This is a genomic window from Bacillus halotolerans, assembly GCF_004006435.1.
GTDB lineage: Bacteria > Bacillota > Bacilli > Bacillales > Bacillaceae > Bacillus > Bacillus halotolerans.
The window spans coordinates 2,856,101-2,876,517 of sequence record NZ_CP029364.1 but is presented as its reverse complement, the minus strand read 5'-3'; the positions used below and the strand labels follow the sequence as shown (position 1 = coordinate 2,876,517).

The following is a 20,417-nucleotide window of genomic DNA, read 5'->3' as shown; positions in this document are numbered from 1 at the left end:
CAGCGCCCGGCTTTCCTTTATGAATCAGTCATTTGCAAAAAGGCTTCGGCGTCCTGCACTCCCAGCTTGATGGCATTTTCCCAAAAGTCTCTCTTCGTGATGTCTGCGCCTAAATGCTTCATCGCTAAATCTTCTACAGTCATGGATGCCGTATCACGCAATAGCGCTATATATTTCTCTTCAAACGTGTTTTTTTCTTCAAGCGCCAGAGCGTAAATACCGAGAGAAAACAGATAGCCGAACGTATAAGGGTAATTATAAAACGGCACTCTCGTAATATGAAAGTGGAGCTTTGACGCCCAGAATAGCGGATGATACTCGCCTAAAGCGCCGCAGAACGCTTCTTTTTGCGCTTCTTCCATCAGCTCGTTTAAACGGTCCGCCGGCACAATTCCCCGCTTTCGTTCCTCGTAAAATCTCGTTTCAAATAAAAACCTCGCATGGATATTCATAAAGAAAGCAACGCTTCTTTGCACTTTATCCTCCAGAAGCACAAGCTTTTCTTCCTTTGTTTCCGCCTGATTGACAGTCGCGTCTGCCACAATCATTTCCGCAAAGGTTGAGGCAGTTTCCGCTACGTTCATGGCGTAGGATCGATTTAACGGCCTTACATTGAGCATCGATTCCTGATGAAAGGCATGCCCGAGTTCATGGGCAAGCGTTGAAACGTTCGAGGCACTGCCGGAAAACGTCATGAAGATACGGGATTCCCCGCTGTCCGGAAAGCTCGTGCAAAAGCCGCCGACTCTTTTTCCGCTTCTGTCCTCGGCTTCAATCCAGCGGTCACGGAACGCCTTTTCTGTAAAAGCGGACAACTTTCGGCCGAACGTGGAAAATTGGCTGACAATTAAGTTTGCGGCTTCATCGTATGAATATTCCTTCCCGGCAGACCCAATCGGTGCCTCAACGTCATACCAATTGAGCTTTTCGAGTCCAAGCATGAATGCTTTCCGGTTGAGAAACTGAACGAACGGCTGCTTATTTTCAGTAATGACCTGCCACATCGTATCCAGCGTTTCTTTTTTCATCCGGTTGATTTGCAGCGGCTCCTTCAGAACGTCCTCCCATCCTCTCGCTTTGTAGGTTTCCAGCCGGAACCCCGCCAAATGATTCAGCGTGCTGCTGAAAATATCCTGTTCCCGCTCCCAAGCTTGATTGGTGCGTTCAAAAACGGTTTTTCTGACATCACGGTCCTGAGAAGACATCATGTTTTCCGCCTGTCCGACAGATAATTGTTTTTCCTCAAACGGAATGGTCATTTTTCCGACAACGATATGATATAAATCATCCCAGGCATGATAACCGTCAACCGCAAGGCTTCCAATCAGTTTTTCTTTGTCTGGGCTGAGCTTTTCCGCAACCCGTTCTCTTCTTTCATTTAATATGTATGATACCTCTCGCAGTCCAGGTGTTTTGAGCAATTCTTCCCACACGCCTTGATCAATCTCCACAAGTTTATGATCCAATGTGACAAGGGAAGACTGAAAATCTGCGACTAGCTGATGCATGAATGATTTATGTTCATTCGCTTTCTGATCGCTAATGTTCTGTGCCTGAAGACAAGAGACAAAAGCACCGGCCTGCTGCAGCTTTACCGAATTTTGTTCAAATGCATCAAGCAATGCGGTCAGCCTTCCAGCATCATTAGATGTTTCTGGCGCCTCAAATGCATCTGTCATGTCTTGAAATGCACGCAGGCTTTGTGACAGCTGTTCAATATATCCCTTGAATTCTTCTGACTGGCTCCCGCCTTTAAAAAACGAGTCCAGATCCCATGTTTTGTTTACCCCTTGCAATCCCATGACTCAAAACCCCTTTACTTATTTGATTTTATTATAGAACAATTCTGAATTATAGTATAAAAATTTCTTTTATAGGCGTCATTCTCTGTGCATCATTGTACAATAGCTGTAGCGCCGAACAGGAGGATATGGAAAATGAATAAAAAAATAGCTATCGTTACAGGAGCGTCTAGCGGTTTCGGTCTGCTGGCAGCAGTCAAACTGGCTCAGTCATTTTTCGTCATTGCCACAGCAAGGCAGCCCGAGAAAGCGGAACAGCTGCGCGGTTTAGCAGCAAAACATCATGTAGCTGACTCCATTCACATCACCGCTCTCGATGTCACTGATGAACACTCGATCGAAGCCTTTGGAAAAACCATAAGTGCGTATGCCCCAATTGATTTACTCGTCAACAATGCGGGGACAGCTTACGGAGGATTTATCGAGGATGTGCCGATGGAGCATTTCAGAAAGCAATTTGAAACGAACGTTTTCGGATTAATCAATGTCACAAAAACCGTCCTTCCTTACATACGAAAGCATAGCGGGGCAAAGATTATAAACGTAAGCAGTATCAGCGGTTTAACCGGATTTCCCGCATTGTCGCCTTACGCCTCTTCCAAGTATGCATTGGAGGGGTTTTCAGAAAGCCTGCGTCTGGAGCTGCTTCCTTTCGGCATTGAAACCGCTCTGATCGAGCCAGGCTCATACAAAACATCGATCTGGTCAACATCGTTATCGAATCACATGACTGTGCCGGCTGACGATTCAGCTTATCATCAATACTATAAAAAGATCCTTTCTTATGTTGAAAAAAATGCCGATGAAAGCGGAGATCCCCAAGAGGTTGCCGACCTCATTTATCAATTAGCGATGAAACAGCGTTTAAAGAAATTGCGTTATCCGATCGGAAAAGGCGTCAAGCTCACCCTGTTATTCCGAGCGCTTTTTCCTTGGTCCGCATGGGAGTCTATCCTGAAGAAAAAACTATTCAGTCGATCTAAATTATAATTATTATAATTTAGTATTGATTTTTAATTAATACGTGGTATAATTAAATTAACAGATCACAAGGAGGACGTAAGATTATGAAAACCGAAAACGCAAAAACAAACCTGACATTAGTTGAGAATTCAATGAACACCCAATTATCAAACTGGTTTCTTCTATACTCCAAGCTGCACCGTTTTCATTGGTATGTAAAAGGACCTCACTTCTTTACATTGCATGAAAAATTTGAAGAACTGTATGACCACGCGGCGGAAACTGTGGATACGATTGCTGAGCGCCTGCTGGCTATCGGAGGACAGCCTGTTGCCACTTTGAAAGAATACACTGAGCAAGCATCTATCACAGACGGCGGAAACGAAACGTCAGCTTCAGAAATGGTCCAAGCTTTGGTGAACGACTACAAACAAATCAGCAGCGAGTCTAAATTCGTCATCGGCCTTGCGGAAGAAAATCAAGACAATGCGACAGCAGACTTGTTTGTCGGATTAATCGATGAAGTCGAAAAACAAGTGTGGATGCTTTCCTCTTATTTAGGCTAAAAAAAGCTGAACCCTCTTCGGGTTCAGCTTTTTTTGCTATTTAGCTGCTGAGGCTTTCTGTCTGCTTGGTCAGTGTCACGTTCAGGTTTTTCGTTTTTCCGTTTCGTATCACTTGAATTGTTGTTTTATCTCCGACTTTTAAATCTTTATATAGAATTTGACGGATATCCGCACTGCTTTGGATATCTTTGCCGTTTAATTTGACAATCACATCCTCAGATTTCATTCCTGCTTTAGCCGCCGGTGAATTGGATTGAACTTCTTTGACGTAGACACCTTTGCTCAATTGATCGCCAAACAGGCCAAGTGTGTTTTCCTGGTACGTTTCAGGAACTTGTGACATATCAATCATTTGCACGCCTAAGAATGGACGTTCCACTTTTCCGTTTTCAAGAAGCTGGTCAACAATTGGCTCTACATCGTTGCTTGGAATCGCAAAACCGAGTGACTCAACCCCGTTTTCACTTACTTTCAAACTGTTGATACCGATCACTTGGCCGTTTGAATTGATTAACGGGCCGCCGCTGTTCCCCGGATTGATTGCCGCGTCTGTTTGCAGCACATTCATCTCAACCGTACCTTGAGTCGTATCGACATCAATCGTCCGATTAAGTCCGCTGATGATCCCTTGTGTCACTGTTCCGGAGAACTGCTGGCCGAGCGGGTTACCGATGGCGATGACTTTTTCACCTGTGCGCAGCTGCGAAGAGTCACCGAAACTCGCCACTTTTTTGACGTTCTTGCCGCTGATTTCCAAAACAGCCAAATCTGTAATTGTATCGCTTCCCACAAGCTTGGCTGTCTCCGTTTTACCATTGTACAGAGTAACAGTCAGCTTATTCGCTCCTTCCACCACGTGGTTGTTTGTAATGATATATGCTTTGTTATTGTCTTTTTTGAAAATGACCCCTGACCCCGTTCCGCTTTCACTTTCTGAGCCGGAGCTGCCTTCTGTACCGAATGTGTTATTTTGAGAGGTTTGGATATTTGAGATTCCGACAATTGTCGGCTCTAAGTCCTCTACCATATCAGCCACGTTGGTCGCGTTTGTCACAGGTGTCGTTGTAAAGTTGTCTGATTGCACCTGTTTATTTGCGGAAGCCGTCTCGGTCGTCTGATTATGGTCAGACGGCAAATAAGGCGCGATGCCGAGCATCAGTCCGCCGCCGATGATCCCGCCTAAAATCGGGCTCAGCCATGCGGCTCTCCGCTTCTTCTCTTTTTTTACAGCTGTTTCTTTCTTCTCCATTTCTAAAGCGGAAGCCGTTTCTTTTCGTCCCGCTTCATCAGAATGAAGCGGATCAAGCAATTCTTGTTCAGGATGCTCAATCAGCTTCCGGTTTTCTGTATGTGAAGGTTCTGTGTGTTGTTCCCCGTTCTGGTCATCACGTCTGTAATCCATATGCATACACTCCTTATTCGGTTTTCGTTTATCGTTACATATTCATCGCATGTACAAGTTCAATTGTCCCAATAATGAGGAGAAAAGCAAAGCACCAAAATAGAATATGTTTGATCATCCTACATCTTCCCCGCTCTTTTCTTTTCCTTTCTTCCCTTATACACATCATAAACAAACATTGTGGGATAAAAATGAAAAGAATATGTGAAATTATGAAAATTGCCTGCCGTATGTTAAAACTAGTTTATAATGACGTTGAAAGGATGTGAAGAGCCTTGTCATATACCATTTATCTAGTTGAGGATGAGGATAATCTGAATGAATTGCTGACGAAGTATTTAGAGAATGAGGGCTGGAACATTACATCTTTTACGAAAGGCGAAGACGCCAGAAAAAAAATGACGCCGTCTCCCCACCTGTGGATTCTCGATATCATGCTGCCGGATACTGACGGCTATACATTAATAAAAGAAATCAAAGAGAAAGACCCTGACGTGCCGGTCATTTTTATTTCCGCACGAGACGCCGATATTGACAGAGTGCTTGGGTTAGAGCTTGGAAGCAATGACTATATTTCAAAACCATTTCTCCCGCGGGAACTGATTATACGTGTGCAAAAACTATTGCAGCTTGTCTATAAGGAAGCGCCGGCCGCACAAAAAAACGAAACCGTCGTCTCCTCCTATCGGGTCGCGGAAGACGCCCGTGAGGTCTATGATGAAAACGGCAATTTGATTAATTTAACGTCGAAGGAATTTGATCTCCTCCTCTTATTTATCCATCATAAAGGACATCCATATTCCCGTGAGGATATTCTCGTCAAGGTATGGGGACATGATTACTTTGGAACTGACCGCGTTGTTGATGATCTTGTCCGGAGGCTGCGTAAAAAGATGCCTGAACTCAAAGTGGAGACCATTTACGGGTTTGGCTACAGGATGATGACATCATGAAAAACAAGCCGCTCTCGTTTCAAATATGGGTTGTTATCTCCGGCATCCTGTTAGCCATATCGATTTTATTGCTTGTTTTATTTTCAAACACGCTGCGTGATTTTTTCACCAATGAAACGTACACCACCATTGAAAATGAACAGCATGTTCTGACTGAGTACCGCCTGCCTGGTTCAATCGAAAGGCGCTATTACAGTGAGGAAGCCACGGCGCCGACGACCGTGCGCTCTGTACAGCACGTGCTTCTGCCCGAAAATGAAGCGGCTTCGTCAGACAAGGATTTACGAATCCTGTCGTCTGATTTTATCCATAAGGTATACCAGCTGGCTGATAAACAGGAAGCCAAAAAGAAACGATACAGCGCTGAAATTAATGGCGAAAAAGTGTTTTTTGTCATTAAGAAGGGACTTTCCGTCAACGGGCAATCCGCCATGATGCTGTCCTATGCACTCGATTCTTATCGGGACGATCTGGCCTTCACCCTGTTCAAACAGCTGCTGTTTATTATAGCGGTTGTCATTTTATTAAGCTGGATTCCGGCGATTTGGCTTGCGAAATATTTATCAAGGCCTCTCGTTTCGTTTGAAAAGCACGTCAAACGGATTTCAGAACAGGATTGGGATGATCCTGTCATAGTGGATCGGAAAGATGAAATCGGCAAATTGGGCCATACCATCGAAGAGATGCGCCAAAAGCTCGTGCAAAAGGATGAAACAGAAAGAACCCTTTTACAAAATATTTCTCATGATTTAAAAACACCGGTTATGGTGATCAGGGGATATACCCAATCCATTAAAGATGGGATTTTTCCTAAAGGAGATCTTGAAAATACAGTAGATGTCATTGAAGGCGAAGCCCTTAAGCTGGAGAAAAAAATAAAAGATTTATTATATTTAACAAAGCTCGATTACTTATCTAAGCAAAAAGTACAACATGAAACATTCAGTATTATGGAAGTGACAGAAGAAGTCATTGAAAGACTGAAATGGGCGCGAAAAGAATTATCATGGGGAATTGATGTAGAAGAAGACATTCTCATGCCGGGTGATCCCGAGCAATGGAACAAGCTTCTGGAGAACATACTGGAAAATCAAATCCGCTATGCCGCAACAAAGATTGAAATCATCATGAAACAAGATGATCGGAATATCTTTATTACCATCAAAAATGACGGACCGCACATTGAAGATGAGATGCTTTCCAGCCTTTATGAGCCTTTTAATAAAGGGAAGAAAGGCGAATTCGGCATTGGGCTCAGCATCGTAAAACGTATTTTAACTCTTCATAAGGCGTCTATCTCAATTGAAAATGACAAAACGGGTGTAACATACCGCATAGCAGTGCCAAAATAGACTGTAGATGTTTTTGCAGTCTATTTTTTATGTGAAAGAATAGCCGTTAAAATCTCTGTAATTTGTTTTGAGCGGCTGTTTGCATTGATGAACCCATTTTTTCTCTGACAACGTCTGCTTCGGATATTTGACTTTTTCCACTTTAATTCCTCTGTTTCGCAAGCGGCTGATCATTTCGTCCAATTCTCTCATTTCAGATTCACCCTTTCGCTTGAGCTTTGACCGTTCGGTCATCTCAATTTATAATATAAATAATACATGATAAAAAAACAAGTTACAATAAGGTTAAATTTATAACGTACGGTATGACTATATGGTCATATCCTATGTAGGCCTCAGGCTCCGAAAGGGTGGAACCATTTGAAGGAAAAAGAAAAGCTGATTATTGAAACAGCCATTAAACTGTTTGCCCAAAAAGGATATAACTCAACATCGGTTCAGGAAATTGCCAAAGCATGCAAAATTTCTAAAGGCGCTTTTTATATTTATTTTCCTTCTAAAGAAGCGCTGCTATTGTCTATGCTGAATTACTATTATGATAAAACGTTTACCCGTATTTTAAATATTAAAACGAAAGGCGACAGCCCCAGAACAGCTTACCGCAAGCAGCTTACCGTGTTCTATGAAAACATCCTTGAACACAAAGACTTTATTACAATGCAGATGAAGGAAGGTTCTCTGCCTTATACGGATGAAGTAGAGCAATACGCGAAAAAAATCCGCCAGACTTCCCTTCAATTTCACATTGACAGTCTGTTAAACATATATGGAGAGAAAGCTGAACCTTATACAGCGGAGCTTTGTTTTCTAATAGAAGGAATCAGCCAGATTTACCTGGAATGCATGATTTTGCTCGGGTATACTGTGAAGCCGGATCAATTAGCAGATATCGTTATTAACCGAATTGATGATATGGTCAAAGGCATGTCTGAACGAAACGATGAGCCTTTCATTACATTAGAAGAAGCAAGCTCTTTATTCGGGCCCCTGTCTCACGGACGGCCTGACCCGCTGACTGAATCGATTGTGAAAAGCCTTCGTGAAAAAATAAAAAACTTGAACACAAACTCCTCTTTTGAATTATCGGAGAGCTTGGACATACTTGAAGCAGAAATGAAGAAAAAAACACCGAAGCTGGTGATCATAAAAGGAATGATCCATAATCTGATGGAGTCGGAAGCTCTCGCAGAGGATGCCGAGCAGCTTACATATCTCTTGAAACAGCAATATATTTAGAAGAACGGCTGCTTGACAAGCAGCCGTTTTTTCTCTATTACGCCTTTGGTTTTACCATATCTTCCGGTTTCACCATTTCGTTAAATTGTTCCTCTGTCAGCAATTCAAGCTTCAAAGCCGCTTCTTTCAGCGTCAATCCCTCTTTATGGGCAAGCTTGGCAATTTTTGCGGCATTTTCATATCCGATATGCGGATTCAGCGCCGTAACCAGCATTAAAGAATTCGACAAGTTTTCCTGAATCGTTTCTTTATTTGGCTCGATACCGACAGCACACTTATCATGGAAGGAGTTCATTCCGTCACTCAGCAGCTGCACGGATTGCAGGAAGTTGTAAATGATCACAGGTTTAAATACGTTTAGTTCAAAGTTCCCCTGACTTGCGGCAAAGCCGATTGTCGCATCGTTCCCCATAATTTGCGCTGCGATCATCGTCAGTGCTTCACTTTGTGTCGGGTTCACTTTTCCAGGCATAATGGAGCTGCCAGGCTCATTTTCAGGAATGACAATCTCCCCGATGCCGCAGCGAGGCCCGCTCGCAAGCCATCTGACATCGTTTGCGATTTTCATTAAATCAGCGGCAAGAGCTTTTAAAGCGCCATGTGCATATGTGATTTCGTCATGGCTTGTCAGCGCATGGAATTTATTCGACGAGCTGTTAAACGTTTGACCTGTCAGTTTCGTGATCTCCTCTGAAACAAGCTCTCCAAATTCCGGGTGAGCATTGATTCCTGTTCCGACAGCTGTACCTCCGATTGCAAGCGCGCGCATTTTGTCTGTCGCTTCTAAAATCATTTCCTTCGAACGATCGAGCATGTGCACCCATCCGCTGATTTCCTGTCCAAGAGTCAGAGGTGTGGCATCCTGAAGATGCGTACGTCCGATTTTCACAATATCATTGTATGCTTTCGCTTTTTCGTCTAACGTATTGCGAAGCTGATCAAGCGCAGGCACAAGCTGTTCATAGACAGATAAAACGGCAGCAACGTGCATCGCTGTCGGGAACGTATCGTTTGAGCTTTGGCTGCGGTTAACGTCATCGTTTGGATGAATCGTTTGATCAGAGTTCTTTTCTTTTAATAACGCAGTCGCACGATTGGCCACCACTTCATTCATGTTCATGTTGCTTTGTGTGCCGCTTCCGGTCTGCCATACAACAAGCGGGAAGTTATCATCGTATTTGCCTTTGAGCACATCATCACAAACTGCTGCAATGGCTTCCGCTTTTTCCGCATCTAGATTGCCCAGGCGTTTATTAGCGATCGCCGTGCTGCGTTTCAATATTGCAAACGCCTTCACAACACGCATCGGCATTTTTTCAGAACCAATCTTGAAGTTCTCCTTGCTTCGCTGTGTTTGGGCGCCCCAAAATTTATCAGCAGGAACTTTTACTTCTCCCATGGTGTCTCTTTCAATTCTGTAGTCCATTTTATGTATCCCTCCATAACGGTTGCTTCAATAGATCAAATTCGCCAGTGATATAAAAAATCCTTTTTATTTTTCGATCTTGGCAGATTTTAATTTTAATTCAAGATATACGCGGGAGTCCTTTGAATATTTGTACTTCGGATTCGTTCGTCCGTACTCCCTCGATGTATAAGAGACATCGTAATGCTTTTCAAATGATTTAATGAGCTGTTCTATTTCTTCTTGTTTTCCTGCAAGTCTTACCTGTGCCACTTCATATCCTCCGCTTTCATAAAAAAACTTCTGCCATAAAATACTGTAACACAGTATATCATTTTTTTAACAGGAAAAGATAACCTCTACTAAGGTTTTGGACAAGAGGTGACCTCGTTGGAACAAACAGAATTTAAGGAATATATACACGATAATTTAGCATTGGTGCTTCCAAAATTAAAAGAAAACGATGATCTGGTGAAAAATAAAAAAATGCTGGCGAACGGACTTGTTTTTTATTATCTCTACTTTAGTGAATTGAATGACCAGCAGAAGGTTTTGGAATCGATCAAAACCTTAATCAAGGATGAGGAGACACTCACGATTGACCAGGTCAAAAAACGCCTCGACCAAATTGACGCAAGGCCAGTAGAAACGTCCGAAAAAACGGTTAAGGAAATTCTCAGCGGCAATTGCGCGGTGTTTGTTAATGGACTCAACAAAGCCTATATCCTGTCCACAGGAAAGAAACAAACAAGAAGCCTGACAGAGCCGACAACTGAAAAAGTGGTTCGCGGACCAAAGGTTGCGTTTGTGGAGGATATCGATACAAATCTTGCTCTGATCAGGCAAAGGACCTCTCATCCGAAACTCATTACCAAAAAAATCATGATTGGCGATAACAAACTGAAGCCGGCGGCGATGATGTACATTGAAGGCAAAGCAAAAAAGTCCGTTGTGAAAGAAGTAAAAGCGCGGCTTAACAATATCAAACTGGAGGATATCCAGGACAGCGGAACGCTTGAAGAACTTATTGAAGATAATAAATACTCGCCGTTTCCGCAAATTCAAAATACGGAAAGGCCCGATAAGGTGTCGTCCGCCCTGTTCAACGGCCGGGTTGCGATTTTGGTGGACAGTTCCCCATTTGTGCTTTTGGTGCCGGTTTCACTCGGTGTACTGATGCAATCTCCGGATGATTACTACGAACGCTGGATCTCGGCATCCCTCATCCGGTCGCTGCGTTTTGCTTCTATATTCATCACCTTGTTTTTGTCATCGATTTATATCGCACTCGTGTCATTCCATCAAGGGCTCTTGCCCACCGCGCTCGCCGTCACAATTTCAGCAAACAGGGAAAACGTGCCGTTTCCTCCGATATTTGAAGCCTTGCTGATGGAAGTGACGATCGAGCTGCTAAGAGAAGCCGGGCTGCGTCTTCCCAACCCACTTGGCCAGACGATCGGCCTCGTCGGGGGTGTCGTCATCGGACAAGCGGCGGTAGAAGCGAATCTCGTCAGCTCGATTATGGTGATTGTCGTCAGTGTCATTGCCCTTGCATCCTTTACCGTTCCCCAATACGGAATGGGGCTGTCTTTCCGGGTGCTGCGTTTTATTTCGATGTTTTCCGCCGCAATACTCGGGCTGTACGGGATTATTTTATTTATGCTGGTCATTTATACGCACCTTACGAGACAAACGAGCTTTGGATCTCCGTATTTTTCGCCAAATGGATTTTTCAGCCTGAAAAATACAGAGGATTCCATTATCCGTCTCCCAATTAAAAACAAACCAAAAGAGGCGAATAATCCAAATGAGCCAAAAACAGACTCCACTCAAACTTAATACCTTTCAAGGTATTTCTGTTGTTGCAAATACAATGCTCGGTGCTGGTCTTTTAACATTGCCCCGAGCGCTGACCACTAAGGGTAATACTCCTGACGGCTGGATCTCGCTGATATTAGAAGGTGTCATTTTTATTTTTTTCATTTATTTAAACACGCTCATTCAGAAAAAACATCAATATCCCTCACTGTTTGAGTATCTGCGGGAAGGGCTTGGGAAATGGATTGGCAGCATCATGGGGCTTTTGATCTCCTGCTATTTTATCGGAGTGGCCAGTTTTGAAACCAGGGCGATGGCTGAAATGGTGAAGTTTTTCCTGCTGGAGAGAACGCCGATTCAGGTCATTATTTTAACGTTTATCTGCTGCGGCATCTATTTAATCATTGGGGGGCTAAGTGATGTTTCGCGGCTGTTTCCCTTTTATTTAACGATTACGATTATTATTTTGCTGATAGTGTTTGGGATCAGTTTTAAAATTTTTGACATCAATAACTTGCGCCCTGTTTTAGGTGAGGGCTTGGGACCCATTGCGAACTCCCTAACTGTCGTTTCCATCTCTTTTTTAGGAATGGAAGTGATGCTGTTTCTTCCTGAACATATGAAGAAAAAGAAATACACATTCAGATACGCGGCTATCGGATTTCTGATTCCGATTATTTTATATATCCTGACGTATATAATCGTTGTCGGGGCTTTGACAGCTCCTGAGGTGAAAACGCTGATCTGGCCGACCATTTCTCTCTTTCAGTCTTTTGAGCTGAAAGGCATATTCATTGAACGGTTTGAATCGTTTTTGCTAGTCGTTTGGATTATTCAATTTTTCACAACGTTTGTCATTTACGGGTATTTTGCCGCTAACGGGCTGAAGAAGACGTTTGGATTATCGACTAAAAAAAGCATGGTTCTCATTGGCGCGGCTGTCTATTATTTTTCTTTGTGGCCGGATGACGCCAATCAGGTCATGATGTATAGCGATTATCTCGGATACATTTTCGTCTGCGTGTTTTTACTTCCCTTCATTCTCTTTTTCATTGTAGCTGTCAAAAGGAGGATTACAGCAAAATGAAAATCCGGATTTTATGTATTTTCATATGCACCCTTTTGCTGTCCGGATGCTGGGACAGCAAGAATATCGAAGAATTAAGTTTGGTGATCGGAGTAGGCTTAGACAAGCCGGATGATCATAATTTAGAACTGACCCAGCAGATTCTTGTGCCGAAAAAAATCAGTTCAAAGGAAGGCTCTTCATCTGATCCGACACAGATTGCTGTCACAAAGGGTGAAACGGTTCATCAAATGATGAGAACGTCGGCATTAAAGCACAATCCTACATTTTCCCAGCATTTACGTCTCATTTTATTTTCCAAGGACGTGCTTGCTGATATTGGAATGGACTCGATCATTAATCAATTTGTCAGAGACAACGGGACAAGGCGGAGTTCGTATGTGTTTGTCACCGATGGACGCCCGAAGGACATATTTAAAATGAATGATCAAGGCGAGCCCGCATCCAATGTGATTTATGATCTGACAGAGAATGACAAGGTCACCATCAGAATGATGGAGCCTGTTACATTGGGGGAGATTTCAGAACACTTGACCTCTGACGATTCGTTCCTCATTCCCCATGTCGGTGTGGAAAACGGCAAACTCGCAATAAACGGAGCTGCTATCATAAAAGATAAGTTATGGAGCAGAAATTTAACACCGGGTGAAGTTCAAAATATTAACTTATTTACCGGCGCGGTCAAAGGCGGCGTCATTGATTTGAGACGTAATGGCTATCTTTTTTCTTACGAAGTGTATTCCAGCAATCGAAAGGTCAAGACATCCTACAAGGACGGAAAGTTTACATTCACCGTCACACGCAATATTGAAGGGCGTTTATCCGAGGACTGGAATCCTGATGAAGATTCGTTTAAGGATTCATATATCAAAGATATTGAAAGAACAGTCGAAAAACGATTAAAAGACACAGTCACAGCATTTATTAAGGGCACGCTGCAGAAAGAGATCAAAACAGACGTGACCGGACTGGGAAACGAAGTCAGAATCCATTATCCTCAGAAATGGAAAAAGATCTCAAACAAATGGGATGATTATTTCAGCAATGCGGAAATAGAATATCATGTCAATGTGGTCGTCAGAGACTTCGGAACGAAGGGCGCGTCCAAATAACGGACGCCTATTTTACGAGGTGATTGCGGTGTGCGTAGACGGCTGCCTGTGTCCGGTCGCTGACATCCAGCTTTGATAAAATATTGGTGATGTGGGTTTTGACTGTTTTGATCGTGATAAACAGCTCCTCCCCAATTTCTTTATTTGTTTTTCCTTCTGCAATCAGACAGAGAATCTCAAGCTCCCGTTTCGTGAGGGATTCATGCGGGTGCGCGTTTTCCCCTGAGTGGCGCAGCCGGGATAATACTTTCCCCGCCACTTTTGATTCAAGCTTTGGCTCTCCCTTGCTTGCGGCACGGATCGCATCAGCGATTTCGGCCGCTTTTGACGTTTTTAATAAGTAGCTGAGCGCTCCCGCTTCAATGACCGGGTACACTTTGTCATCATCAATGAAGCTTGTGAGCACGATAATTTTCGGATCGGAAAGCTTCTGGCAAATTTGCTTTGTCGCTTCAATGCCGTCCATGCCTTCCATGACAAGATCCATTAAAATCACATCAGGCTTTAATTCAACAGCAAGCTGTACACCCTCGCTGCCATCAGATGCTTCGCCGATGACATCAATATCGGGCTGTGCTTCCAAAAAAGCGGCGAGCCCCATTCTGACCATTTCATGATCATCAATCAACAATACTCGAATCACGTTCGTTCTCTCCTTTTTCTTCCGGGAAAATCGGGACCTTTACTTCGATTTGTGTGCCTTTTCCTTCAACCGAAATTACCTCGGCAACTCCGCCGATTTCGCTTGCACGTTCTTTCATCGAATTCAAGCCATAGGATGACGCTTTTACCTGGTCCATCTTAAATCCTTTTCCGTTATCAATGACCTTCAGCCGCAGCTGATTGTTCTTTGCACCGAGGATTACGGATACTTTTGAGGCTTTTGAATGCCTGAATACATTCGAAAGGGCCTCCTGTACGATCCTGAATAAATGATCCTCTACTCCTTTGGAAATCGGTGTATCCTGTATGTCCCACTCGATATCAAGCGGCTGTTTTTTCCGGAACTCGTCCAAAAGCTCCGTAAGACCCTCCTTCAGCCCTTTCCCTTCGAGCGTCACTGGCCTTAAATGGAGCAGCAGCGCCCTCATTTCATTTTGGGCTTCTCCCGCCATGTGCTCTACCATCTTGATCCGTTTCACAGTTTTATCATCCGTATCTTTTACGTGTTCTAATACGGCGGAGGTCATCATGGATATCGCAAAGAGCTGCTGGCTGACAGCATCGTGCAGGTCTCTTGCCAATCGCTGGCGTTCTTCTGTAATGACTGATTTCTTCATTTGCACCTGCCATTCAGCCCGTTCATTTGAAAGCTTTTGCAGGGAAGCGACTTGAAGTTCAACCCGCTTCGCCATTTCATTCAGCTGATCGGCTGCAAGCCCAATTTCATCGTCCCCGAGCGGCGGTATACGATAAGCGAAGTTACCGTTTTCAAATGTTAAAATCGATTCGATCAATGTATCGACCCTTGTTTTCAGCCGGTTGCCGTACATGTAGCCTGACGCAAAACCGATCGTAAGGCTGATCAGCACCAAAATCAGGATAAACGGAATCCCGAACCAGCTTGACGACAGCAGCACAAACGGATCGAGCCGATAGTAAACCATCATAAAAGAAATCAAGCAGACAAAAAGGAGCAGACTGATTCCCGTTGTCATGCGAATGGCGCGCCACTGGAGACTGGCAAGCAGTTTTTTTCTCATACGTATTTCACATCCACATCACCGATAAATAGGGAGACGGATACCTTTACCCGGCGTTTGGACTCGCTGAAATCAGAAGACGCGGCGTATACCTTTGTGCCTAATCCGCTTTTCTTCGATCCGATCAGATTAATGTCGCCGATAAAAACAGACGAGCTGACAGCCACTTCAAGGTCTGATGGAACATAAATATCAACGTTTCCGATCACTCCGCTGATGACGATCGTGCTCTCTCCCTCCGGAATCATCGCTTTTGACAAGTCGATTTTCACATCGCCGATAAAACCCGATACATTTAAATCATTCAGATCAAACGGCTGCTTCATCATCAGCAGCTCGCCGATAAAAAAGCTTCGCATGTCAGGGTGTTTCACATCTTTAGGAGGCTCGGACTGTTTTTCTTTTTTCGTTAAGTCGATAGGCTTCTCACTCGGTTCAAAAATTGGCTTTCCTTTCACAAGCCGGTAGCCGGCGTAGATTAAAAATGCGGCAAACGCGTAGCCAAATAAGTTAAAGGTGATACTGAACAGATTTTTTAAAAATAAGAAAGCGGCAAAGATATACATGACGGACCCAAGCCAGTCACGGGAGTACTTTTTTAAAAAATAGCCGGCAATCAGAAAAAAGAGCGGCCAAAACAGCAGATCGCCTATTCCGATAATTTGCAAAAACATACTGATGCCAAATAAAGCAATCATAAGTCCGAGAAGCTGTTTTTTTGTCATTCTGGTTGTTCCGCCTCCTTTCTTCTGCCAGATGCTACTGTATCGCTACATCCCCGCTGTCTGTTTTAATATCGACTAGATGCTGGCCGCTTCCATGTGAGCCTGTGATTTGATGATGATCTTTATGTGCTGTATCAGCAAATGGATACGCCGAGCTGACGCTTCCGCTCTCTGAAGCCGCATTAACTTTGAAACTGCCGTTTTCGGGAAGCTCCAGATACACATCACCGCTCGTTAATGTGACAGCTGAAGAGCCTGCTACCTTTTCTAAATCCGCACGAAAGTTTCCTGATGTCATCCGTACATCAAGTGAGCCTGAAACACCGTCCAAGTTTGCGTCGCCTGAAGTTAAGCGGATGCCGGCTGTTTTAGCGTCTGTATTTGATATCGACACATCCCCGGAAGAACCCTTCATCTTCAGCTCCTGGAGGCGGATACCCGTTACGTCCATATTTCCGCTTGCAGATGCTGCGTTCAGCTCGGAAAGCGTGAGGTGTTTGTTACCGGCTACAGACACGTCGCCGCTTGATGTTCTCACAACCAAACCGCCTTTGTACGTATATGGAATGCGGACGACAAGGGAAGAGCGATGAAATCCATTCAAAAATTGAAATTCTTTTTCCTTTGCCGTCAGCTCCAGCTTTCTTCTCTTTTCAGCCACAAACAATTTCCCAGAGTCACCTGAGATGTTTGCTGATATGTCATTACGCTCTTCCGCTATGATCTTCACATTCTTGTGATCCGATTCAATGATTACGCTTTCGATCTCATGCGGTGAAGCACTGGCTGAATCAGCTTCAGTGCCGTTTATGAATGAAAGACCTTCAGCAAGCACGTCTTTGATAACAACTGCGGAAAAAACAAGAATACCGGCAATGATCAGCAGTTTGCCAAGCATTTTTTTCATTTGTTTTCATCCTTCTCATTCATTCTATTATAAAGGAAAAGCCTGTGAATTGATACGTGCGGAAGGGAAGGACTTGACGAAAACCCTTCCCTGTCCCGCTTATTCATTTGCTGCATGTGATGTTTGATCTGATTTTTTCAATGAGAGTTCCCGCATCTTTTCGATTTCAGCTTCTACTTCACCTGCAAATTCACTTCGGCTCGATTCTGTGCCGGCCTGCGCTGATTTCGAATAATCAGCACGGATTTCCATTTCCTCAATTCGGTTTTCAATCCGCAGAAATTCACGATACGCGCTTTCACTGTCAATTTTGTCGAATGTCGCGTTCATATGCTCTTTTGCTTTTGCGGCGTTTGCCCGGGCAATCAGCGCCTGTTTTTTATCCTTTACGTCCTGAAGCCTTGTTTCAAGTGTGGCCAGCTGTTCTTTCAGCTCAGCCAGCTGGTTGCTTGCCTGTTCGTAGGAAGCTTTGTGCTCTGCTGCCTTTCCCTCTAAATACTTCATTTCTGTCAGCGCTTTTTTCGCAAGCTCTTCTTCACCGGCATCAAAAGCGAGCTGAGCTTGATTCTTACGCTTTCCAGCCACTTCATTTGCTTCTTCATATTTTTTCTTAAATTGAAAGGCAATCGTATGCTGTTTGACGATCGTTTGTTTTGCTTTTGCAATATCGCTTTCCATATCACGAACGTATTGATTCAGCATCACCTTAGGGTTCTCCAGTTTATCCAAGCCTTCATGAACTGACGCAACAAACATATCTCTCATTCTTTTTAATACCATACCGTTATTCCTCCTCATATCATGTGTTATTTTTTCTTTAAGAAATTTTCCCATTCGTCATCAAAATGAGACTGGTAGCCGGCAGAAGCTGGCTCAGGGTCAAAGCCTGACACATCGCTTTCCGCGGATCCGTTTTTCATCAGTTTCCAGCCGTAATACACCATAGCGGCTGCGAGTGCAATTCCGACGAGAAACGGCAGTGAGCAAATGAGCATCATCGCCCCGATTCCGCCCAGGATGATACCTGTGATGGTTTTGCCCGCTGCGAATCTTTTGATTCCCGCGTATGTCAGCAAGCCTCCGATCGCAAGCGGAATCATAAATCCGAAGCTGCCTCCCCCAAAAAAGACGGAGATTCCAAATACAATTAATAAGAATCCGCCTATCGTTTTCTTGTTGATCTTCATGCAGATCCTCCTTTCGTTTTCCTTGTCTTCATCTTATACAAAACAGCAGATGAGCAAAACGAATCAGAGATTGATTTTTGGATAAGACCAGAGTCGTAGACAGCACCGGACCCAGCGGCATAAAAAAAGCCATGCACGAGGCATGGCTTCTTCAAAAACCTTTACAGATGAACACTTGCTTCCCTTTCTTTTACCAAATCGGATTGTTCTGCTTTGGCCAGCTTTGTAAACAGAAGGATTCCGATACCCGCGATAATTTCCACAACTCCCCCGGCAGCGATCACATTTCCTGAACCAAAAGCATTTGCGGCATATCCGCAAATGACAGCGCCGGCCGGAATCGAAATATTTGAGATCATATGTATGACGGCATAAACTTGCGGCTGGTCCTCGCTATCGACAGATGTCTGTATAATCGTATACTCGGGAACATTGATCGCACTGACTGCAGCGCCAAAAGTAAAGGCGGCGAAAAAGACGAGCGGCAAAAAGGTATTCATTCCGGTAATAAAGAATGCGAACCCTTCAATAATGCCTGCCGTTACGAAGAGCAGTCCGTACTTGTTTACTTTTACTTTTGTCAGAACAAATCCCAATAAAAACGCGCCTATTGCGGTGGTGGCTTTTAATAGCGAATATACAATCGGCTGTCCGTTTAAATCCTCCGCAACATACACAGCGGAGAGCGCTTCCCAAGGGGCTGCCGCGAAATTCATAAAAATACAATAGATAGCGAGCGGATATAAGATTTGGTGTTTTCTGACAAGGACAAAACCGCGTTTCAGTCTGCCAAAATATGTACCTCTCTGTGCAACGGCCGCTGATTCCGATTTTGTTTCAACAGCAGTGTATTTGATAAAGAGAACAAGAAAACCAGAAATAAGATAAAGTACGAGAGCCATAAGCATTGTATATGAAGGACTGATAAACGTAAGGAGAGCGCCGCATAGTGTCACAGCTCCAAGCCGGACAATTTGGGCGGACGACTGCAGCACAGCATTTGCTTTTTGAATGCCCTTTTCATCTACAATTTGAGGGATTAAAGCAATGGAAGCAGGATTGTAGGCAGCGCCAGTAGCTGAATGCACAATCATAAGAGTCATAACAAACCACAGCGGAGAGAATCCGCCGAAATGGCAGATCGGAATGATTAAAACAACCGCGGCTCTTGTCAGGTCTGAAAAGTACATCCAGAATTTCAATGTATTCTGCTTCATGAAAGGACCCGTCACAGGTGCTAAAACGGCTTCCGGCAAAAAGGTGACAGCAATCAATAAAGCAGTTCCGATCGCACCTTCACCGTCAAAAATTAAAAACCATAATATCGAATTAAATGCGAACATATCGCCGGAAATCTTGACTATTCTTGAGAAAAAAAGAAAGTTAAAATTTCTCTTCCAGACGCTATCACTTTCAATGAGTCTCACCATCTATCAGAGCCCCCCACTGCCTATTTTTTACATCAATTTGTTACAATATCTCATTTTTCCATTTTTCAGTCAATAATTCATAAGGTTCATTTTTTGTCGTAAAAAGGGAAATTGACAAAATGAAAAAAATAAAAAGCCGGCATGTACTGAAAATGCCAGCTTTCAATAATGTTTTTTATGATCCGCTGCTGTTTCGATCGCGAAACACAATAGCGCTTCTTTCATACTCCACATCGTCAATACCGCTTCTCACATTGACAACCCGTGCTGCGGCAAAGAAATAGTCGGACAATCGATTGAGATAACGGAGCACCATTTCATGGACCTCTTCCGTTTTCATCAGCGCCACCACTTGGCGTTCCGCCCGCCTTGTAATGGTGCGCGCCACATGGAGAAGCGAAGCGGCCTTTGATCCGCCCGGAAGAATAAATCTCTTTAGGTCAGGTGCCTCTTCTGTATAGGCGTCAATGCGCATTTCTAAAAAGGAGACGGATTCTTCCTTCAATTTATAGTCTCTTTTTTCTGTGATGATTGCCAGATCGCCCCCGCAGTCAAAGAGCTCGTGCTGAATGTTGAGCAGCTCGGCCGTTAGATCCTCAAAGCCACGCTTCCCGGAAAGCTCAGCCAAAGCCAGTCCGACAAAACTGTTCAGCTCATCAATCGTGCCGTAGCTTTCTACTCGGAGGCTGTCCTTGTCTGTTCTGCCTCCGATTAAACTTGTTTGCCCGTTATCGCCTGTTTTTGTATATAGTTTCATCATATCTGTCTC

At 43.9% G+C, this 20,417-nt stretch carries 21 protein-coding genes; 8 read left to right on the top strand and 13 right to left on the bottom strand.

Going from position 1 to position 20,417, the window contains the following annotated elements; genetic code table 11:
- Nucleotides 1-17: 17 nt before the first annotated feature.
- Nucleotides 18-1,802 (bottom strand): M3 family oligoendopeptidase, encoded by a 1,785-nt coding sequence (locus DIC78_RS14655; protein WP_127696489.1) that lies wholly within the window; start codon nt 1,800-1,802, stop codon nt 18-20.
- Between the two features lie 135 nt (nt 1,803-1,937).
- Here DIC78_RS14655 and DIC78_RS14650 point away from each other — a divergent pair, with 135 nt between their 5' ends.
- Both DIC78_RS14650 and mrgA read left to right on the top strand, forming a co-directional pair.
- The gene (locus DIC78_RS14650; RefSeq protein WP_024122789.1) at nt 1,938-2,792 is read left to right on the top strand and encodes an oxidoreductase; all 855 of its coding nucleotides are present in this window, start codon (nt 1,938-1,940) and stop codon (nt 2,790-2,792) included.
- 77 nt (nt 2,793-2,869) lie between these two features.
- Complete coding sequence (gene mrgA, locus DIC78_RS14645) at nt 2,870-3,331, top strand: Dps family protein (protein ID WP_024122790.1); 462 nt, start codon at nt 2,870-2,872, stop codon at nt 3,329-3,331.
- 40 nt (nt 3,332-3,371) lie between these two features.
- On the opposite strand, the gene DIC78_RS14640 is transcribed toward mrgA, so the two are convergent.
- Entirely contained in the window at nt 3,372-4,733 is a 1,362-nt protein-coding gene (locus DIC78_RS14640; protein WP_127696488.1) for a S1C family serine protease, read from the bottom strand.
- A gap of 275 nt (nt 4,734-5,008) precedes the next feature.
- Here DIC78_RS14640 and cssR point away from each other — a divergent pair, with 275 nt between their 5' ends.
- Both cssR and cssS read left to right on the top strand, forming a co-directional pair.
- A complete protein-coding gene (cssR, locus tag DIC78_RS14635) occupies nt 5,009-5,686 on the top strand; it encodes a two-component system response regulator CssR (RefSeq protein ID WP_024122792.1) in 678 nt (225 codons plus the stop codon).
- Nucleotides 5,683-7,038 (top strand): two-component system sensor histidine kinase CssS, encoded by a 1,356-nt coding sequence (cssS, locus tag DIC78_RS14630; RefSeq protein WP_105953859.1) that lies wholly within the window; start codon nt 5,683-5,685, stop codon nt 7,036-7,038. Before cssR ends, cssS begins: the two co-directional genes overlap by 4 nt.
- 27 nt (nt 7,039-7,065) lie before the next feature.
- Here the strand turns inward: cssS and spxO are convergent, their stop codons facing one another.
- The gene (gene spxO, locus DIC78_RS14625; protein ID WP_003221681.1) at nt 7,066-7,230 is read right to left on the bottom strand and encodes an anti-adapter protein SpxO; all 165 of its coding nucleotides are present in this window, start codon (nt 7,228-7,230) and stop codon (nt 7,066-7,068) included.
- Nucleotides 7,231-7,398: 168 nt separating this feature from the next.
- On the opposite strand from spxO, the gene DIC78_RS14620 reads away from it, so the two are divergent.
- Nucleotides 7,399-8,274, top strand: a complete 876-nt coding sequence (locus tag DIC78_RS14620; RefSeq protein WP_103671341.1) for a TetR/AcrR family transcriptional regulator — start codon at nt 7,399-7,401, stop codon at nt 8,272-8,274.
- Nucleotides 8,275-8,311: 37 nt separating this feature from the next.
- Here the strand turns inward: DIC78_RS14620 and fumC are convergent, their stop codons facing one another.
- Together fumC and DIC78_RS14610 are read right to left on the bottom strand one after the other, a co-directional pair.
- On the bottom strand, nt 8,312-9,700 hold the full coding sequence (fumC, locus tag DIC78_RS14615; protein WP_010331827.1) for a class II fumarate hydratase: 1,389 nt from the start codon (nt 9,698-9,700) through the stop codon (nt 8,312-8,314).
- Between the two features lie 66 nt (nt 9,701-9,766).
- Complete coding sequence (locus tag DIC78_RS14610; RefSeq protein WP_010331829.1) at nt 9,767-9,952, bottom strand: YvzF family protein; 186 nt, start codon at nt 9,950-9,952, stop codon at nt 9,767-9,769.
- Between the two features lie 117 nt (nt 9,953-10,069).
- Between DIC78_RS14610 and DIC78_RS14605 the strand changes: the two genes are divergently transcribed.
- Genes DIC78_RS14605 through DIC78_RS14595 form a run of 3 tightly spaced genes read left to right on the top strand, consistent with a single transcriptional unit; the run spans nt 10,070 to nt 13,696 of the window.
- On the top strand, nt 10,070-11,518 hold the full coding sequence (locus DIC78_RS14605; protein WP_101859972.1) for a spore germination receptor protein GerAA: 1,449 nt from the start codon (nt 10,070-10,072) through the stop codon (nt 11,516-11,518).
- Nucleotides 11,487-12,584: a spore germination receptor protein GerAB gene (locus DIC78_RS14600; protein ID WP_101859971.1), complete on the top strand. Its 1,098-nt coding sequence runs from the start codon at nt 11,487-11,489 to the stop codon at nt 12,582-12,584. Before DIC78_RS14605 ends, DIC78_RS14600 begins: the two co-directional genes overlap by 32 nt.
- The gene (locus tag DIC78_RS14595; RefSeq protein WP_101859970.1) at nt 12,581-13,696 is read left to right on the top strand and encodes a spore germination receptor protein GerAC; all 1,116 of its coding nucleotides are present in this window, start codon (nt 12,581-12,583) and stop codon (nt 13,694-13,696) included. Before DIC78_RS14600 ends, DIC78_RS14595 begins: the two co-directional genes overlap by 4 nt.
- A gap of 7 nt (nt 13,697-13,703) precedes the next feature.
- Here the strand turns inward: DIC78_RS14595 and liaR are convergent, their stop codons facing one another.
- From liaR to DIC78_RS14555, 8 genes are all read right to left on the bottom strand, one after another.
- Entirely contained in the window at nt 13,704-14,339 is a 636-nt protein-coding gene (liaR, locus tag DIC78_RS14590; protein WP_106019536.1) for a two-component system response regulator LiaR, read from the bottom strand.
- Entirely contained in the window at nt 14,317-15,399 is a 1,083-nt protein-coding gene (liaS, locus tag DIC78_RS14585; RefSeq protein ID WP_024122799.1) for a two-component system sensor histidine kinase LiaS, read from the bottom strand. Before liaS ends, liaR begins: the two co-directional genes overlap by 23 nt.
- Entirely contained in the window at nt 15,396-16,124 is a 729-nt protein-coding gene (gene liaF / locus DIC78_RS14580) for a cell wall-active antibiotics response protein LiaF (RefSeq protein WP_024122800.1), read from the bottom strand. The genes liaS and liaF overlap by 4 nt, the downstream gene beginning before the upstream one ends.
- Before the next feature lie 34 nt (nt 16,125-16,158).
- Nucleotides 16,159-17,031 (bottom strand): LiaG family protein, encoded by an 873-nt coding sequence (gene liaG / locus DIC78_RS14575; RefSeq protein ID WP_106021997.1) that lies wholly within the window; start codon nt 17,029-17,031, stop codon nt 16,159-16,161.
- Between the two features lie 99 nt (nt 17,032-17,130).
- Complete coding sequence (liaH, locus tag DIC78_RS14570; protein WP_127696487.1) at nt 17,131-17,811, bottom strand: stress responsive protein LiaH; 681 nt, start codon at nt 17,809-17,811, stop codon at nt 17,131-17,133.
- 26 nt (nt 17,812-17,837) lie between these two features.
- Entirely contained in the window at nt 17,838-18,218 is a 381-nt protein-coding gene (gene liaI / locus DIC78_RS14565; protein ID WP_024122803.1) for a cell envelope stress-induced membrane anchor protein LiaI, read from the bottom strand.
- 161 nt (nt 18,219-18,379) lie between these two features.
- Nucleotides 18,380-19,648 carry an MFS transporter gene (locus DIC78_RS14560; RefSeq protein WP_024122804.1) on the bottom strand — a complete coding sequence of 423 codons (1,269 nt, stop codon included), beginning with the start codon at nt 19,646-19,648 and terminating at the stop codon, nt 18,380-18,382.
- A 175-nt stretch (nt 19,649-19,823) separates the two neighbouring features.
- On the bottom strand, nt 19,824-20,405 hold the full coding sequence (locus DIC78_RS14555) for a cob(I)yrinic acid a,c-diamide adenosyltransferase (protein WP_101864068.1): 582 nt from the start codon (nt 20,403-20,405) through the stop codon (nt 19,824-19,826).
- Between the last annotated feature and the right edge of the window lie 12 nt (nt 20,406-20,417).

Coding starts and splice junctions, on each gene's coding strand:
- DIC78_RS14640 (WP_127696488.1), bottom strand. CDS start 4,733: ATGGATTACAGACGTGATGACCAGAACGGGGAACAACACACAGAACCT.
- mrgA (WP_024122790.1), top strand. CDS start 2,870: ATGAAAACCGAAAACGCAAAAACAAACCTGACATTAGTTGAGAATTCA.
- DIC78_RS14600 (WP_101859971.1), top strand. CDS start 11,487: ATGAGCCAAAAACAGACTCCACTCAAACTTAATACCTTTCAAGGTATT.
- liaS (WP_024122799.1), bottom strand. CDS start 15,399: ATGAGAAAAAAACTGCTTGCCAGTCTCCAGTGGCGCGCCATTCGCATG.
- DIC78_RS14595 (WP_101859970.1), top strand. CDS start 12,581: ATGAAAATCCGGATTTTATGTATTTTCATATGCACCCTTTTGCTGTCC.
- DIC78_RS14650 (WP_024122789.1), top strand. CDS start 1,938: ATGAATAAAAAAATAGCTATCGTTACAGGAGCGTCTAGCGGTTTCGGT.
- DIC78_RS14560 (WP_024122804.1), bottom strand. CDS start 19,648: ATGGTGAGACTCATTGAAAGTGATAGCGTCTGGAAGAGAAATTTTAAC.
- liaG (WP_106021997.1), bottom strand. CDS start 17,031: ATGAAAAAAATGCTTGGCAAACTGCTGATCATTGCCGGTATTCTTGTT.
- liaH (WP_127696487.1), bottom strand. CDS start 17,811: ATGGTATTAAAAAGAATGAGAGATATGTTTGTTGCGTCAGTTCATGAA.
- liaF (WP_024122800.1), bottom strand. CDS start 16,124: ATGACAAAAAAACAGCTTCTCGGACTTATGATTGCTTTATTTGGCATC.
- DIC78_RS14555 (WP_101864068.1), bottom strand. CDS start 20,405: ATGAAACTATATACAAAAACAGGCGATAACGGGCAAACAAGTTTAATC.
- fumC (WP_010331827.1), bottom strand. CDS start 9,700: ATGGACTACAGAATTGAAAGAGACACCATGGGAGAAGTAAAAGTTCCT.
- cssS (WP_105953859.1), top strand. CDS start 5,683: ATGAAAAACAAGCCGCTCTCGTTTCAAATATGGGTTGTTATCTCCGGC.
- liaI (WP_024122803.1), bottom strand. CDS start 18,218: ATGAAGATCAACAAGAAAACGATAGGCGGATTCTTATTAATTGTATTT.
- spxO (WP_003221681.1), bottom strand. CDS start 7,230: ATGAGAGAATTGGACGAAATGATCAGCCGCTTGCGAAACAGAGGAATT.
- DIC78_RS14655 (WP_127696489.1), bottom strand. CDS start 1,802: ATGGGATTGCAAGGGGTAAACAAAACATGGGATCTGGACTCGTTTTTT.